Origin of the sequence: Cellulomonas fulva, assembly GCF_018531375.1 — a bacterium.
Classification (GTDB): Bacteria; Actinomycetota; Actinomycetes; order Actinomycetales; family Cellulomonadaceae; genus Cellulomonas; species Cellulomonas fulva.
In genome coordinates this window covers 1,675,534-1,691,827 of record NZ_JAHBOH010000001.1, presented here as the reverse complement: position 1 = coordinate 1,691,827, position 16,294 = coordinate 1,675,534, and the positions used below count along the sequence as shown (strand labels likewise).

11 protein-coding genes are annotated in these 16,294 nt (G+C 74.8%); 8 read left to right on the top strand and 3 right to left on the bottom strand.

Annotated features, from left to right (window positions below):
* Positions 1-22: 22 nt before the first annotated feature.
* Both KIN34_RS07580 and KIN34_RS07575 read right to left on the bottom strand, forming a co-directional pair.
* Positions 23-1,150, bottom strand: a complete 1,128-nt coding sequence (locus tag KIN34_RS07580; protein WP_214348794.1) for an NADH:flavin oxidoreductase/NADH oxidase — start codon at positions 1,148-1,150, stop codon at positions 23-25.
* Between the two features lie 43 nt (positions 1,151-1,193).
* A complete protein-coding gene (locus KIN34_RS07575; RefSeq protein WP_214348792.1) occupies positions 1,194-1,940 on the bottom strand; it encodes a Stf0 family sulfotransferase in 747 nt (248 codons plus the stop codon).
* A gap of 202 nt (positions 1,941-2,142) precedes the next feature.
* Between KIN34_RS07575 and KIN34_RS07570 the strand changes: the two genes are divergently transcribed.
* From KIN34_RS07570 to KIN34_RS07550, 5 genes are all read left to right on the top strand, one after another.
* Positions 2,143-4,167, top strand: coding sequence for an acyltransferase family protein (locus KIN34_RS07570; protein ID WP_307858137.1), 2,025 nt, complete (start codon positions 2,143-2,145; stop codon positions 4,165-4,167).
* Positions 4,168-4,268: 101 nt separating this feature from the next.
* Positions 4,269-5,219 (top strand): formate/nitrite transporter family protein, encoded by a 951-nt coding sequence (locus KIN34_RS07565; protein WP_214348789.1) that lies wholly within the window; start codon positions 4,269-4,271, stop codon positions 5,217-5,219.
* 46 nt (positions 5,220-5,265) lie between these two features.
* Positions 5,266-6,369, top strand: a complete 1,104-nt coding sequence (locus KIN34_RS07560) for a hypothetical protein (protein WP_214348787.1) — start codon at positions 5,266-5,268, stop codon at positions 6,367-6,369.
* Positions 6,370-6,484: 115 nt separating this feature from the next.
* Positions 6,485-8,473, top strand: a complete 1,989-nt coding sequence (acs, locus tag KIN34_RS07555) for an acetate--CoA ligase (RefSeq protein WP_214348785.1) — start codon at positions 6,485-6,487, stop codon at positions 8,471-8,473.
* A 247-nt stretch (positions 8,474-8,720) separates the two neighbouring features.
* Positions 8,721-10,142: a cellulase family glycosylhydrolase gene (locus KIN34_RS07550; RefSeq protein ID WP_214348783.1), complete on the top strand. Its 1,422-nt coding sequence runs from the start codon at positions 8,721-8,723 to the stop codon at positions 10,140-10,142.
* A gap of 131 nt (positions 10,143-10,273) precedes the next feature.
* Here KIN34_RS07550 and KIN34_RS07545 read toward each other — a convergent pair whose 3' ends face one another.
* The gene (locus KIN34_RS07545) at positions 10,274-11,797 is read right to left on the bottom strand and encodes a flavin-containing monooxygenase (protein ID WP_214348781.1); all 1,524 of its coding nucleotides are present in this window, start codon (positions 11,795-11,797) and stop codon (positions 10,274-10,276) included.
* A gap of 212 nt (positions 11,798-12,009) precedes the next feature.
* Between KIN34_RS07545 and mshD the strand changes: the two genes are divergently transcribed.
* From mshD to KIN34_RS07530, 3 genes are read left to right on the top strand one after another with little or no spacing between them, the layout of a single operon-like run.
* Complete coding sequence (gene mshD / locus KIN34_RS07540) at positions 12,010-12,996, top strand: mycothiol synthase (RefSeq protein ID WP_214348779.1); 987 nt, start codon at positions 12,010-12,012, stop codon at positions 12,994-12,996.
* Complete coding sequence (locus tag KIN34_RS07535) at positions 12,993-15,230, top strand: RNA degradosome polyphosphate kinase (RefSeq protein ID WP_214348777.1); 2,238 nt, start codon at positions 12,993-12,995, stop codon at positions 15,228-15,230. Before mshD ends, KIN34_RS07535 begins: the two co-directional genes overlap by 4 nt.
* A complete protein-coding gene (locus KIN34_RS07530) occupies positions 15,227-16,210 on the top strand; it encodes an NUDIX hydrolase (protein ID WP_214348774.1) in 984 nt (327 codons plus the stop codon). The genes KIN34_RS07535 and KIN34_RS07530 overlap by 4 nt, the downstream gene beginning before the upstream one ends.
* Positions 16,211-16,294 lie beyond the last annotated feature (84 nt).

The following is a 16,294-nucleotide window of genomic DNA, read 5'->3' as shown; positions in this document are numbered from 1 at the left end:
CCGGCGGCACCGGCGCACCGGTTCAGCGGAAGGCGCCCCGCACGTACTGCGGCTGGTAGCCGGTGCCGGTCACCCGCTCGAGCGGCACGGCCGCGGCGGGCTCGGGGGTCACGGGCAGCTCGCCCAGACGCACGCCGAGCTCGTGCGCCGCCCGCAGCGCCCAGTGCGGGTCCCGCAGAGCACCCCGCCCGACGAGCACGGCGTCCGCCGACCCCTCGGCGAGCACCTGCTCCGCGAGCGCGGGCGAGTCGAGCAGACCCACCGCAGCGACGGGCATCCCGGAGACCTCCCGCACGCGCCGGGCCGCGGGGACCTGGTAGCCGGGAGCGACGGGGATCGGGGCGAGCGCGTTGCCACCGGTCGAGACGTCGACCAGGTCCACGCCGTGCCCGACGAGCGTGCGCACCACCTCCGCGACGTCGTCCACCTCCAGGCCGCCCTCGGTCCAGTCCGTGGCGGAGACGCGCACCAGCAGCGGGCGGTCGTCCGGCCAGGCGGCGCGCACCGCGTCGACCGTCTCGACCAGGAGCCGCGCGCGGTTCTCGAGCGAGCCGCCGTACTCGTCGGACCGCTGGTTGGACAGGGGCGAGAGGAACTGGTGCAGCAGGTAGCCGTGCGCGGCGTGCACCTCGACGACGTCGAACCCGGCCGTCACGGACCGCCGCGCGGCCTGGGCGAACGCGGCGGGGACCGCGGCGACCTGCGCGCGCGTGAGCGCGGCGGGCACCGCGAGCTCCGGGAACGGCACGGGCGAGGGACCCACGGTGGCCCACCCGCCCTGCGCGGCCGGGACCGAGCCGGTCGCCGACGCGAACGGGCGGTGCACCGAGGCCTTGCGGCCCGCGTGCGCCAGCTGCACGCCGATCCGGGTGCCCCGCGCGTGCACGAAGTCGGTGACACGGCGCCAGGCCGCGGCGTGCTCGTCGGACCACAGCCCGGCGTCCTGCGGCGAGATCCGGCCCTCCGGAACCACCGCCGTCGCCTCGGTGAGCAGCAGCCCGAACCCGCCGGACGCGCGTGCGCCGAGGTGCACCAGGTGCCAGTCGTCCACCATCCCGTCGACGGACGAGTACTGGCACATGGGCGCGAGCCAGGCACGGTTGGTGAACGTGGTGCCGCGCAGCGTGAGCGGCGAGAAGAGATGGGTCACGTGGGTGCGAACCCGTCCGGGCCGCGACCGCATTCCCGCGCGCTCAGTGCACAGACTCGGACAGGAACCGCTCGCGCCAGCGCTCGTTGAGGTCGGTCGCCTGGCGCGCGGTGCCGGCCTCGGGCAGGTGCTCCGGGACCGGCACGTCGAGGCGGGTGCAGACGGCAGCGACGGCCGCCGCCGGGTCCGCGATCAGGTCCTCGTACACGACGACGAGCGGGTCGAGGTCACGCGACGCGAAGAACGCGTCCCACCCGGCGTCCTCCTCCTGAAGCAGCCGGACCCGCTCGGCGATCGCGTCGAAGTCGTACGTCGGCTCGCGCGTCGCGTCCTGGAAGCTGATCCACGCGTTGGTCTGGCTGGCGATCAGCAGCGAGACGGCCTGCGCCACGGTGTCGGTGCGCGTGATCCGCACCCACTCCCGCACGTCGAGCACGTCCGTGAGCGCCGGGTCGGCGAGCACCGGCGCGAGCTGGCGCCAGTGGGACTTGACGCCGAACCAGCCGCTGGGCGACGTGCGGCGCGCCATGATGCCGCGCAGCGTGCTCGCCGCGTCCGCGGTACCCAGGCGGCGCTGCCACGCGGTGAGGTTCTTGAGCTGCAGGTACTCCAGCGGGCTGCCGAGGACACCGGTGGCGTGCAGCAGGTGGCCGAGCATGTGGCTGCCGGAGCGCGGCACCGACGCGATCAGGTACGTGCGCGGCGTCCCGACGAAGGGCGGGTGGTCGTACTGGGCGCCGAACTGGTTCCACGGGCGGGCTCGCGCGGCGTCGGTGCCGTCGCTGGTCATGGCCGCACGCTACCCGAGGCCCGGTCCCAGTCCCCGCCGCGAGGCCGCCGTCGTGCCGCGCGCAGCCGCGCCCGATGCGTCCGCGCGGGCACGGTGCGGCTACCGTGAGCCGGTGCCGAACGATGCCCGTGCGCGTGACGGACGGACGGCAGAGGCCCCCGTGCCGCCGCCTGGCGCCGCCCCGGCGGGCCCGCGACACGGCGTGCGCGCGGACATCCAGGGCCTGCGCGCGCTGGCCGTCGCCTCGGTCGTCGTCTTCCACTTCTGGCCGTCGGTCCTGCCCGGCGGCTTCACCGGGGTCGACGTGTTCTTCGTCGTGTCCGGGTTCCTGATCACCGGGCAGATCCTGCGGGACGTCGACCGGTTCGGCGCGGGTGCGTTCGCGGCGCGGTTCTGGGCCGCGCGGGCGCGCCGCATCCTGCCCGCGGCGCTACTGGTGGTCGCCGTCGTCCTGGTGGCGTCCTGGGCCGTGATGCCGGTGTCGCGGTGGCCCGGCGTCGGCGCGCACGCCCTGAGCTCGGCGCTGTCGCTCGAGAACTGGCGGCTCGCGGCCGAGGCCGTCGACTACGGTGCCGAGGGCGCGGCGAGCAGCCCCTACCAGCACTACTGGTCGCTGTCGGTCGAGGAGCAGTTCTACGTCGTCTGGCCGCTGCTCCTGCTGGCCCTCACCCTGCTGGTGAGACGGTCCGGCGGGCTCGCCCGCCTCGGTCGGCGCACGGTCGTCGGCGCGGTGATGGGCGCCGTGCTCGTCACCAGCCTGGCGTACTCCTTCGTCGTGACGGCGCACGACCCGGGTGCGGCCTACTTCGTCACCCCGGCCAGGATCTGGCAGCTGGCCGCGGGCGGCCTCGTCGCGCTCCTCGCCGTGCGCGGGGTCCGCGGGGTGCCGTGGGCCGGCGTCGCCCTGATCGGTGTCGGGTTCGTCCTCATCGACACCGACACGCCGTACCCCGGCCTCGCGGCGCTGCTGCCGACCGTCGGTGCGTGCCTGGTGCTCGTCGGCGGCCCGACCGGCCGGTTCTCGTTCGACCGGCTGACCAGCGCGCGGCCCGTCCAGCACCTCGGCGACATCTCGTACTCGGTCTACCTGTGGCACTGGCCGCTGCTCGTGCTGACCCCGATCGCCCTCGGGCGGGACCTGACGACCGTCGACCTGGTACTCCTGGTGGCCGTCACCCTCGCCGTGTCCGAGCTCAGCTACCGCCTCGTCGAGCAGCCGTTCCGGCGCGGCCGGGCGCTGCGGACCCCGGCCCGGGCGTGCGTCGCCGGCGCGGTCTCGATCGCGCTCGTCGCCACCGCCGCGGTCCAGCTGGAGCACCGGGGCGACGCGCGCATCGAGGCGGCCGCCGCCGAGCTCGCCCAGGCGGGCACCCGCGGCGCGCAGGACGACTGCCGCGGCGGGGCCGCCCTGGACCACGACTGCGCGGACCCGTTCGGCCCCGTGGCGGCCGACGTCGCCCTCGCCGCGTCCAGCGACCTGCCGGTGGCCTCGAGCGAGCCGCGCTGCTCGGACGACACCGGCCCGTTCAGCACGGTCGTGTGCCGCTACGGCGACCCGAAGGGCAGGCGCACGCTGCTGCTCTGGGGCAACTCGCACGCCTCCGCGTGGAGCGACGCCGTCGCCGTCGCCGGCAAGCGCCTCGGGTGGAAGGTCGTCGTCGCGTCGCGGTCCGGCTGCCCGGCGAACCTGGACCTGCCGTCGACGACCGGCGGCCCCCGCGAGCAGTCGACCGCGGAGCTCGAGGCGTGCGCGGAGCGCAACAGGTGGGTGCTCTCGACCCTCGTGCCGAAGGCGGACGTCGTGCTGATGTCCGACCTGCGCGCGGGCTGGGCCGACGGATCGCGCAGCATCGACGGCTTCGTCGAGGCGATCGAGCAGAGCCGGGAGGCCGGCGCGAAGGTGGTCTGGCTCGGCGACGTGCCCCTGACCGACGGCGTCCTGACCCGGGTCGACGGCCCGCAGTGCCTCCAGCTGCACGGCCAGTGCTCCAACCCCGTGAGCAAGGCGCTGGTGGCCCGCGTCGTGACGGAGCGGGTCGTCGAGCGGGTGCCCGACCTGTCGGTGATCGACGTGACCAGCCGCTTCTGCGACGACGAGCGCTGCTACTCGGGGATCGGCGGGGTGTCGGTCTACTTCGACGGGCTGCACCTGAGCGGCACCTACTCGCACAGCCTCGGCCCCTGGCTGGCGCGCGAGCTCAAGGCCGCGGTGCGCCGGGCGGGCTGACCGCACACCCCGCTACCGGGGACGGGCACAGGGCTGGGGACGGGGACGGGGACGGCCCAACGTCCCACACGACGCCCCGGGCCGCGCGGGAGCCTGGTGCGGTGCTGAGCATCGAGGACGCCGTCGACACCCAGGTGGAGGCCGCGCACCACAAGGTCGACCTGCTGCGGACACCGGGCCTGTTCCTGGTGCGCACCATGCTCGCCGGCGCCTACATCGGCATCGGCGTGGTCATCATGGTCACCGCGGGCGGCCCGCTGGTGCAGGCCGGCTCGCCGTTCGCCCCCCTGGTCCAAGGCACGGTGTTCGGCGTCGCGCTCACGGTCGTCGTGGTGGCCGGCGGCGAGCTCGCGACCTCCGCGATGATGATGCTCACCCAGGGCGCGATGCGCGGCCGCGTCGGCTGGGGCCGGGCGGGCCTCACGCTCCTGGCGGTGCTGGCCGGCAACCTGCTGGGCGCGCTGGTCTTCGGCGCGCTCGTGCACGCGTCCGGCATCGTCGACCCCGGGACCGCGGCGGGCGACACGATCGCGGGCATGGTCGAGCACAAGGCCGCCGAGTCGAACGTGCAGCTGGTGGTCCGCGGCATCCTGTGCAACCTCATGGTCTGCCTCGCCGTCTGGTGCGCGACGCGGCTGCGCAGCGAGGCCGCGCGGATCATGGTCATCTTCGCGTGCGTCATGGTGTTCATCACCTCCGGCTTCGAGCACGTCGTCGCCAACATGACGACGTTCGCGATCGGCCTCTACGGCGGGCTCCCCGGCGCGACCGTGGGCGAGCTCGCGCGCAACGTCCTGCTCGTCGGCCTCGGGAACACGCTGGGCGGCGCGATCCTGGTGGGCGCCGCGTACGCGTACGGCACGGGTCCGCGCGCCGCCTCCCGTCCCCGGTCCGACGAGCGCGCGGTGGTCGAGCGTGCCGACGACGAGCGCGCGGCCGAGGAGCGTGCCGACGACGTGCTCGTCCGACCCGCGCCCGACGAGGCCACGCCCGACACGCGTGCCCTCGACGGCGCCGTGAGGGGCGGGACGGTGGCGTCCGCCCTACGGTGAACTCACGGCGGCGCACCCGGTGCCGCCCGCACCGAGGGGACGCGCGATGAGCACCTCCGACGCCGACGGCACGCGCCGGCCGGACGACTCCACCCACGACACGACGGCGGTCCCGGACCCCGCCGCGCCGAGCCCCGCCCCCACCGACCCCCGCGCCGACGAGACCGCGGTGCAGCAGCCCGTGCAGCAGCCGGTGCAGCCCGCCGCCGACGAGACCGCCGTGCAGCAGCCCGTCCCCGACGAGCCCGGCACGGACACCGGGAAGCACGCGGCCGTGCGGCCCACCCCGGTCCCGCCGCCACCGGCGCCCGTGCGGACCAGCACGCGCGCACCCGGCCCGGGCGCTTCACCGACCGCCGGTCCGGGCGCGTCACCGGCGGCCTCCCCCGTCTCCCCGCAGACCGCGCAGACCTCCGTCATCGCCCCCGGGCCCGTGACGTCCCCCACGCCCGCGGGAGAACCGGCGCCGGGCGCCACGACCGTCCTGCCCGCCACCGCCCCCGCGGCCACGGCACCGGCCACCCCCGTCGGCGGGAACCCGGTCGTCGCCCCAACCACGGCCGCCCCGACCACGGCCACCCCGACCACCGCAGCACTGGCCACTGCGACCCCGGGCACCGCAGCACCGCGGACGACCACCGAGCAGGACCCGGCCCTCTTCCCGGAGCCCAACGCGCCGCGCAGCACGTCGGTGGGCACGCACGTGCTGGGCGTCCTCGTCGGCCTGGTGCTCACGCCGCTCGCCGTGGGCGTGCTGCTGCTCGGGCAGTCGCGGATCCTGGCGGCGCAGCTGCCGAGCTGGGACGCCGCGGTCGACGTCACGGGCATCGTGCTCGTGAGCCTCGGCCTGCTCGCGCTCGGCTGGGTCGCGCTGCTCGCGGTGTGGACGCCGGCCGCGCCCATCACGGGCGGGATCGTGCTCACGGTCGCCGGCGTCGCGGCGCTCGCGCTCCCGGAGACGGTGCAGACCCAGACGCTGCGCCTGCTGGACTCCACCGGCTGGCAGACGACCATCACCCAGGTGACCGTCGCGGGGACGTCCGGCACGCTCGTCGTGGCCGGGTTCCTGGTGCTCGTCGCCGGCCTGGTCGCCGCCCTCGCGCACCGTCGCGGGGTCAAGCTCGGGACGTTCCGCGAGCGGCACCGCTGACCCCCGGCAGGACGACCCGGTCCCGCGCGGAGGTTTCCGGCATCGCGGGCAACTAGAGTCCTGACCGGGACGTTGGTCCCACCGCTGCACCGACGACGCTGCACTGGAGGTCTGCGTGTCCGACCCGACCGCCGGCGGCCTGGAGAACCTGCTCTCCGAGGACCGCCGCTTCGCCCCGTCCCCCGAGTTCGCCGCCCAGGCGAACGCCACCGCGGACCTGTACTCCTGGGCCAATGCCGACCGGCCGGCCTTCTGGGCCGAGCAGGCGCGCGAGCTGCTCAGCTGGAGCACGCCGTTCGAGCAGGTGCTCGACTGGTCGGACGCCCCGGTCGCCCGCTGGTTCGCCGACGGCACGCTCAACGCCGCGTACAACGCGGTCGACCGGCACGTGGAGGCCGGCGACGGCGACCGCGTGGCCCTGCACTTCGAGGGCGAGGGCGGCGACACCCGCACGCTCACGTACGCCGACCTCCAGCGCGAGGTCGCCAAGGCCGCCAACGCGCTGGGCAAGCTGGGCGTCGGCACAGGTGACCGCGTGGCGATCTACCTGCCGCTCATCCCCGAGGCGGTCGTGACCATGCTCGCGTGCGCGCGCATCGGCGCGCCGCACTCGGTGGTCTTCGGCGGCTTCTCGGCGGAGGCGCTGTACTCGCGCATCGTCGACGCGGAGGCCAAGCTCGTCGTGACCGCGGACGGCGGCTACCGGCGCGGCGCCGCCAGCGCGCTCAAGCCCGCGGTCGACGAGGCGCTGGCCAAGGGCGAGACCACGGTCGAGCACGTGCTCGTCGTGAAGCGGACCGGGCAGGACACGGACTGGACGGACGGCCGGGACGTGTGGTGGGCGGACGTCGTCGACACGGCGTCCGACGAGCACGAGCCCGTGGCCGTCGAGGCCGAGCACCCGCTGTTCATCCTCTACACGTCGGGCACCACCGGGAAGCCCAAGGGCATCTTCCACACCACCGGCGGCTACCTGACGCAGGCGGCCTACACGCACCTCAACGTCTTCGACCTCAAGCCGGAGACCGACGTCTACTGGTGCACCGCCGACATCGGCTGGGTCACCGGGCACACGTACGTGGTCTACGGGCCGCTGGTCAACGGCGCGACGCAGGTGATCTACGAGGGCACGCCGGACACGCCGCACCGCGGGCGGTGGTGGGAGATCGTGCAGAAGTACGGCGTGACGATCCTCTACACGGCGCCCACCGCGATCCGGACCTGCATGAAGTGGGGCGAGGAGATCCCGGCGGGGTTCGACCTGTCGAGCCTGCGCGTGCTGGGCTCGGTGGGCGAGCCCATCAACCCCGAGGCGTGGATGTGGTACCGCCGCGTCATCGGCGGCGACCGCACCCCGATCGTCGACACCTGGTGGCAGACCGAGACCGGCGCGATCATGATCAGCCCGCTCCCGGGCGTCACCGAGGCCAAGCCGGGCTCCGCGCAGGTCCCGCTGCCGGGCATCGCCGCGGACGTCGTCGACGACGAGGCGCACCCGGTCCCCGACGGCGGGGGCGGGTACCTGGTGATCCGCGAGCCCTGGCCCTCGATGCTGCGCGGCATCTGGGGCGACCTCGAGCGCTACAAGGACACGTACTGGTCGCGGTTCGACGGCCTGTACTTCGCGGGCGACGGTGCCAAGAAGGACGCCGACGGGGACATCTGGCTGCTCGGCCGGGTGGACGACGTGATGAACGTGTCCGGTCACCGCCTGTCCACCACCGAGATCGAGTCGGCGCTGGTCTCCCACCCGTGGGTGGCGGAGGCCGCCGTGGTGGGCGCGTCCGACGAGACGACGGGGCAGGCCGTGGTCGCGTTCGTCATCCTGCGCGGCGACGCCGGCGGCGGGGACCAGTCGGCCGACGAGGTCCAGACGACCCTGCGCAACCACGTCGCCAAGGAGATCGGGCCGATCGCGAAGCCGCGCCAGATCCTCGTCGTGGCGGAGCTGCCCAAGACGCGGTCCGGCAAGATCATGCGTCGCCTGCTGCGCGACGTCGCCGAGCACCGTGAGGTGGGGGACGCCACCACGCTCGCCGACTCGTCGGTGATGGACCTGATCGCGCAGGGCCTCGCCGCGCCGGGGGCGAAGCAGGAGGACTGAGCGACCCGCGGTCGACGGAGGCCGGGACCCGGGAGGGGCCCGGCCTCCGTCGCGCGTGCAAACGTTTAGGCCGTGGCCGGTCCCCCCGGGCGCTGGTTGTCTCGTGCCCGTACCGCGCCTGCCCGCTCCCAGCCCGACGGCCAGGCGCCCACCACGGCCCGGCGGTGCACGCACGGCCGGGCACACGACCGAGAACACGGGGAGCCCGCGCACTGGCGCTCCCGACGCTCAGGAACGAGGAAGTTTCATGAGGTCTCGTCGACCTGCCCTCATCGCGGGAGCGGCTGCCGCCTCGCTCGTGGCCGCCATCGGCGCGGCCGCGCTGACGTCCACGGCGGCCACCGCCGCCACGCCACCCGGCCTCCACGTGTCCGGCACCCAGCTCGTCGAGAAGGACGGCACGCCCTTCGTCGCGCGCGGCGTCAGCCACGCGCACACCTGGTACACGTCCCAGACGGCCACGGCCATCCCGGCGATCCGCGCGGCGGGCGCCAACGCGCTGCGCGTCGTGCTCTCGGGCGGCGACCGGTGGACCAAGAACGACGCGGCCGACGTCAGCAGCATCATCAGCCAGTGCAAGGCGAACAAGCTGATCTGCATGCTCGAGAACCACGACACCACCGGCTACGGCGAGCAGAGCGGCGCCGTCACGCTGGACAAGGCCGCCGACTACTGGGTGAGCATCAAGAGCGCGCTCGTCGGGCAGGAGGACTACGTCCAGATCAACATCGGCAACGAGCCCTACGGCAACAACGCCACGACGAACGCGGGCTGGGCAGCCGACTCGTCGGCCGCGATCAAGAAGCTGCGCGCCGCCGGCCTGCACCACAACATCGTCATCGACGCGCCGTCGTGGGGCCAGGACTGGGCCGGGGTCATGCGGGACAACGCGCAGACCGTCGCCGCGGCCGACCCGGACGGCAACGTCCTGTTCTCGGTGCACATGTACGGCGTCTACAACAACGCGTCGACCATCAAGGCCTACCTCGACGCGTTCAAGGCGAAGGGGCTGCCGCTCGTGATCGGCGAGTTCGGCAACATGCACTCCGACGGCGACCCTGACGAGGACACGATCATGGCCGAGGCCGTGGCGCGCGGGACCGGCTACTACGGCTGGTCCTGGTCCGGCAACGGCGGAGGCGTCGAGTACCTCGACATGGTGACCGCGTTCAACCCCGCGCAGAAGACCAGCTGGGGCACCCGCATCTTCGACGGGGCGAACGGCATCAAGGCCACCGCCGTCACCGCCAAGGTCTACGGCGGCACCCAGCCGACGCCGACCCCGACGCCCACTCCCACGCCGACGCCGACGCCCACGCCGACGCCCACGCCGACGCCCACACCGACCCCCACCCCCACGCCCACGACCCCGCAGCCGAGCGGCACGTGCGTCGCGACCTTCAAGCTCGTCGGCAGCTGGCCGGGCGGGTTCCAGGGTGCGGTCACGGTCAAGGCCGGCACCACGGCGATCAGCTCGTGGCGGACGTCGTTCACGCTCTCGGGCGCCACGGTCCAGCAGGGCTGGGGCGGCACGTTCACCGGCACCAGCGCGGTGACGGTGAGCAACGCGGCGTGGAACGGCGCGCTCGCCCCGGGCGCGACGGCCGAGTACGGCTTCATCGGCTCGGGCACCGCGCCCACCACCCCGCCGCCGGTGACCTGCAGCTGACCCGCAGCCTGACCTCCAGCTGACCGTCAGCTAACCCGTCCGGGACCACCCGCCGAGCACGTCGGTTCCCGCCGGTACGTCGGACCTCTCCGACGTGCTCGGCGGGCACCGACGTGCTCGCGGCCTCTCCGTCAGGCGCGCGAGGGGAGGGAGAGGTGGGCCAGGAGGGTCTGGACCGCGTCGCGGCCGGCACGGTTGGCGCCGATCGTCGAGGCGGACGGCCCGTACCCGACGAGGTGCACGCGGGGCTCGGCGGCAACGCGCGTCCCGTCCATCACCACCCCGCCGCCCGGTGCGCGCAGGCGCAGCGGCGCCAGGTGGTCGAGGGCCGGCCGGTAGCCGGTGGCCCAGACCACGGTGCGCGCCGGCACGTGCGCCGGGCCGTCGGCCCACGCCCCGAGCGCCGCGGCCGCGTCCGCGGGCGACGCCGGCACCGGCGGGGGCACGTCGTCGTCCCACACCACCCCGTCGGCGACGAGGCGGGAGAACACGGGCCGCGCCCGCAGCACGCCGGCGGCGATCCCGGCGCGGTACTCGTCGGTCAGCGGCAGCCCGGTGACGCTGACGATCGAGCCCGGGGGCAGGCCGGCGCGCGTGCGCTCGTCGACCAGCGCGACCGCCGCGCGCCCGACCTCCGGCGTGAACTCGCCCTCGCGCCAGAGCGGCGGGCGTCGCGTCACCCACGTGGTCGACGTGACGGGTGCGAGTTGCAGCAGCAGCTGCACGGCCGAGGTGCCGCCGCCGACGACGACCACGTGCCCGTCCGCGAGGTCCGCGGGGTCGCGCACGTCGCGGGCGTGGACCTGGCGCCCCCGGAACGCGCCGCGGCCCGGGTAGGCCGGCCAGAACGGCTTGCGCCACGTGCCCGTGGCGTTGACCAGCCCGCGCGCGAGCCAGGTGACCCGCTCGCCCACGGCCTCGCTGACGACACCGCCGGCCGTCTCGTCGGCTGTCCCGCCTGCCGTCCGGTCAGCCGTCCGGTCAGCCGTCCGATCAGCCGCCCGGTCAGCCGCCCGGTCAGCAGGGACGACGAGCGCCGAGTGCACCGCGAGCCGCTCGCCCGCGTCGTCGACCCGGAGCACCCGTACCGGCCGCTGGACGTGCAGGCCGAACGCCTCCTCGTACTGCGCGAAGTAGTAGGGCACGGCACGCGAGGCGCTCTCGGTGGGGTCCGGCACCAGCAGCGGCATGCCCGGGAGGTCGTGCACGCCGTGGGCGTCCAGGACGCGCATCCCCGGGGGCCGGTGCTGCCACGCGCCGCCGGGCGCGGGGGCGTCGTCGAGGACGACGAACGTCGCAGGCGCCGTCTCCCAGCCGCGGTCGCCGACCGCGACCAGACCGGCCCGGTGCAGGTGGTGCGCCGCGGACAGCCCGGCCTGGCCGGCGCCGACCACGACGACGTCGACGGGCACGACCGTCTCCGCACCCCGGTCCGCGGCGCCGCCGTCCGCGGCCTCGCGTGCCCGCCGCGCGCGCCGCCCGCCGGCGGCCGGCTCGGCCTGCGCCGCGCGCAGGCTGCGCCGGGTCGGCTGGTGCGACTGGGTCGACTGGCTCGCCTGGGTCGGCAGGGTCGACTGGGTCGACGGTGGAGCGTCGGAGCCGGCGACCTCCGGGGTCCCCGGACCGACGCGCGGCGGCTCGGGAGTCTGCTCCATGACCGGTCCAACGTAGTTCACGCCCCGGCGCCGCCCCAGGCCCCCGGGCTGCTCGTCCGGGTTCCTCGACAAGGTCCTCACACGCGCGGCCCGGATCGCCCGGGTTCCTCCCGGGCGATCCACCACACCCCGGGACCCCGGTCTCCCTCCTGGTCCTCCCCCGCACGGGTGACGGGGTGCCGCGCGCGGCGGCAGCGTGGTGGGATGGGCGGATGGTCGAGCCGACGAGGGCGCGCGTGGCGGTCGACGTGCGCGCGGGCGCGCTCGGGGCCGAGGAGGCGGACGCGGTGCGCCGCCTGGTCGCGGACGCCGCAGCGCAGGACGGGGTCGCCCCGGTCTCCGAGCAGCCGCTGCTGTGGCTGCGGTCCGACGAGGCGCCCGTGGTGCACGTGCTGGCCCGCTCCGGCGCCGCCGCGGACGGCGAGCTCGCCGGGTACGCGCAGGTCGACGTGGGCGCGACGACGAGCGCGTCCGCCGAGCTCGTCGTGCACCCCTCCGCCCGGCGCGAGGGCGTGGGCACGGCGCTGCTGACGACGGCGCGCGAGACCGCCGCCCGGGTGCCGGACCGCACCCTGCGCGTGTGGGCGCACGGCGCGACGCCCGCGGCGCGCTCGTTCGCGGCCGCCGTGGGCATGCCGGTGGTGCGCGAGCTGTGGCGGATGAGCCTCGACCTCGCCGACCGGCCCGATCGGCCGGACCGCCCGCTGCCGCCGCACGTCACCGTGCGTCCCTTCGTGCCCGGCGAGGACGAGGAGGCATGGCGCCGCGTGAACTCGCGCGCGTTCGCCTACCACCCCGAGCAGGGCCGGATGACGAGCGCGGACCTGCGGGCCCGCGAGGCGGAGGCCTGGTTCGACCCGGCGGGCTTCCTGCTCGCGGAGCGTGAGGGGCTGCTGCTCGGCTCGGTGTGGACCAAGGTGCACGCGGCGGGCGAGCTGGGCGACGAGCCGGTGGGCGAGATCTACGTCGTCGGCGTCGACCCGGACGCGCAGGGACTCGGCCTGGGCGGCGCGCTCACCGACCTCGGGCTCACCCACCTGGCCGCGCGCGGGCTGCGGCGGGCGGTGCTCTACACCGGCGCGGAGAACGAGGTCGCGATCCGGACGTACCGCCGCGTGGGCTTCGAGCCCGAGAGCGTCGACGTGATGTTCGGTTCGGATACCCCAGGTTCACCTGGCGGTGTCACGATGGCCCCATGACGGACGCACCCACGCTCGACGCCGAGCTCGCCGCCCACATCGCGGAGCACGTCGCGGAGGCCGAGCAGCCCGTACTGCGGGAGGCCGAGCCCCTGCCGGACGACCGGTTCCTGGACCGCGAGCTGTCCTGGCTGGCGTTCAACCAGCGCGTGCTCGAGCTCGCGGAGGACGCGAACCTCCCGCTGCTCGAGCGAGTGCGGTTCCTGGCGATCTTCGCGTCCAACCTCGACGAGTTCTTCATGGTGCGCGTGGCGGGCCTCAAGCGGCGCATCGCCACCGGCATCGCCGTCAACGCCGCGTCCGGCCTCAGCCCGCGCCAGGTGCTCGAGGCGATCAGCGAGAAGGCGCACGTGCTGATGGACCGGCACGCGCGCGTGTTCGCCGACCAGGTGCAGCCCGCGCTCGCCCGCGAGGGCATCACGCTGGTGCGCTGGCAGGACCTCGGGGAGTCGGAGCAGGACCGGCTGCGCAAGTTCTTCCGCCGGCAGATCTTCCCGGTGCTGACCCCGCTCGCCGTGGACCCCGCGCACCCCTTCCCGTACATCTCGGGGCTCTCGCTCAACCTCGCCGTGGTCGTCGTGAACCCGACGACCGGCAAGGAGCACTTCGCGCGCGTGAAGGTGCCGCCGCTGCTGCCGCGGTTCATCGCGGTCGACGCGAGCGGACGGCCGAGCGCGCCGGACGAGCAGACCGCGTCCGTGGAGAAGGGTCCGACGAGCTTCGTGCCCGTCGAGGACGTCATCTCCGAGCACCTCGAGCAGCTGTTCCCGGGCATGGAGGTGCGCGAGCACCACACGTTCCGTGTGACCCGCAACGAGGACGTCGAGGTCGAGGAGGACGACGCCGAGAACCTCCTCAAGGCCATGGAGAAGGAGCTCCTGCGCCGCAAGTTCGGCCCGCCGGTGCGCCTCGAGCTCGCCGAGGGCATCAGCCCGCGCATCCGGACGCTGCTGGTGCGCGAGCTGGGCATGGCCGAGGACGAGGTCTACACGCTGCCCGCTCCCCTGGACGCCACCGGCCTCAACGTCATCGCCGACCTGGACCGCAGCGAGCTGCAGTACCCGCGGTTCGTGCCGACGACGCACCGCCAGCTCGCCGAGGTCGAGTCCGCGACGCCGACGGACGTGTTCGCCAAGATCCGCGAGCGCGACATCCTGCTGCACCACCCGTACGACTCGTTCTCCACCAGCGTGCAGACGTTCCTGGAGCAGGCCGCCGCGGACCCCGCGGTGCTCGCCATCAAGCAGACCCTGTACCGCACGTCGGGCGACTCGCCGATCGTCGACGCGCTCATCGACGCGGCCGAGGCGGGCAAGCAGGTCCTCGCGCTCGTCGAGATCAAGGCCCGGTTCGACGAGCAGAACAACATCTCCTGGGCCCGCAAGCTCGAGCAGGCGGGCGTGCACGTCGTGTACGGGATCGTCGGGCTCAAGACGCACTGCAAGCTCAGCCTCGTCGTGCGCCAGGAGGCGGACGGCCTGCGCCGGTACAGCCACGTCGGCACCGGGAACTACCACCCGAAGACGGCGCGGCTCTACACGGACGTCGGCCTGCTGACCAGCGACCCCGACGTCGGCCAGGACCTCACGCGGCTGTTCAACCAGCTCTCCGGCTACGCCCCGAAGAGCCGGTTCCACCGCCTGCTCGTCGCGCCGCGCTCGGTGCGCACCGGCCTGGTCGAGCGCATCGACCGCGAGGCCGAGGCCGCGCGCGCGGGCCGTCCGGCGTGGATCAAGATCAAGGTCAACTCGATGGTCGACGAGGCGACGATCGACGCGCTCTACCGCGCCAGCCAGGCGGGCGTGCCGGTCGACCTGGTCATCCGCGGCATCTGCGCGCTGCGCCCGGGCGTCCCCGGGCTCAGCGAGAACATCCGCGCGCGCTCGATCCTGGGCCGGTTCCTCGAGCACTCGCGCATCTTCGCGTTCGCCCACTCCACGCCGGGGCCGGACGACGGCTTCGAGGGGCCCGAGGTGTTCATCGGCTCCGCCGACCTCATGCACCGCAACCTGGACCGGCGCGTCGAGGCGCTGGTCCGCGTGAACGACCCGGACCAGGTCACCGAGCTGATCGAGCTCGTCGACGACTCCATGGCCGACACGACCGCGACGTGGCACCTCGACGCCGACGGGACGTGGGAGCGTCACGCGCAGGCCGAGGACGGCACGCCGCTGGTCGACCTGCAGTCCGTGCTGATCACCCGCCAGCGCCGCCGGCCCGGATCGGCTCGGTGAGCACCGCGAGCCCACCGGCCGTCGTCGAGGCGGCCGGCGCGCTGGTCTGGCGCGTGCGGGCGGGGCGCCTCCAGGTGGCCCTCGTGCACCGGCCGCGCTACAAGGACTGGTCCTGGCCCAAGGGCAAGCTCGACCCGGGCGAGGCCGTCGTGACAGCCGCGTGGCGCGAGGTCTCCGAGGAGACGGGCCACGACGTCGTGCTCGGCACGCCGCTGCCCCCGCTCGAGTACCCGCTGTCCGACGGCCGGCTCAAGCGCGTGCACTACTGGGCGGCGCAGGTCGCCGGGCGGGTGGACGCCGCCGCGCTGCGCGCGCGCCCGCCGGTCCCGCGCGCCTCGCGCGACGAGATCGACCAGGTCCGCTGGTTCGACGTCGAGGCCGCCGCCGCCCGCCTCACGCGTCCCGCCGACCGCGCGCCGCTCGTCGCCCTGGTCGCCGCGCACGCCCGCGGGCGGCTGGACACGCGCGCGCTCGTCCTCGTGCGGCACGGCACCGCGAAGCGCCGCAGCGCGTGGACCGGGCAGGAGTCCGACCGCCCGCTGACGCCCGTGGGCGAGCGGCAGGCCCAGCACCTGGTCCCCGTGGTCTCCGCGTTCGGGCCGTCGCGCGTCCTGACGAGCCCGTGGAAGCGCTGCGTGGAGACCGCGCAGCCCTACGCGTCCGCCGCGCAGATCCCGATGGAGTCCGCTCCCGTGCTCTCCGAGCACGGGCACCAGGAGCACCCGTCGCAGGCCGCGGCGCTCGTCGTCGACCTGCTGCAGTTCCCGGGCGACTCGCTGGTGTGCACGCACCGGCCGGTGCTGCCGACGCTCGTCGACGCGCTGGCCCAGCACGCCCGGCGCTCCGTGGCGGAGGCGCTGCCCCGGACGGACCCGTTCCTCCACCCCGGTCAGGCGCTCGTCGCGCACGTCGCGCAGACCGCCAAGGGCCCACGGGTGGTCGCGGTCGAGACCCACCGCGCGCCGTTGCGCGTCGGCTGACCGGCGTACGATGGGTCTCGACGCCGGGCCGCGGTAGCCCCGGGCTCCATCTTCAGCCGCTCCGAGCGGCCGTGCGCCGAGAGG

Coding starts and splice junctions, on each gene's coding strand:
- KIN34_RS07575 (WP_214348792.1), bottom strand. CDS start 1,940: ATGACCAGCGACGGCACCGACGCCGCGCGAGCCCGCCCGTGGAACCAG.
- KIN34_RS07560 (WP_214348787.1), top strand. CDS start 5,266: ATGAGCACCTCCGACGCCGACGGCACGCGCCGGCCGGACGACTCCACC.
- KIN34_RS07550 (WP_214348783.1), top strand. CDS start 8,721: ATGAGGTCTCGTCGACCTGCCCTCATCGCGGGAGCGGCTGCCGCCTCG.
- KIN34_RS07545 (WP_214348781.1), bottom strand. CDS start 11,797: ATGGAGCAGACTCCCGAGCCGCCGCGCGTCGGTCCGGGGACCCCGGAG.
- mshD (WP_214348779.1), top strand. CDS start 12,010: ATGGTCGAGCCGACGAGGGCGCGCGTGGCGGTCGACGTGCGCGCGGGC.
- KIN34_RS07535 (WP_214348777.1), top strand. CDS start 12,993: ATGACGGACGCACCCACGCTCGACGCCGAGCTCGCCGCCCACATCGCG.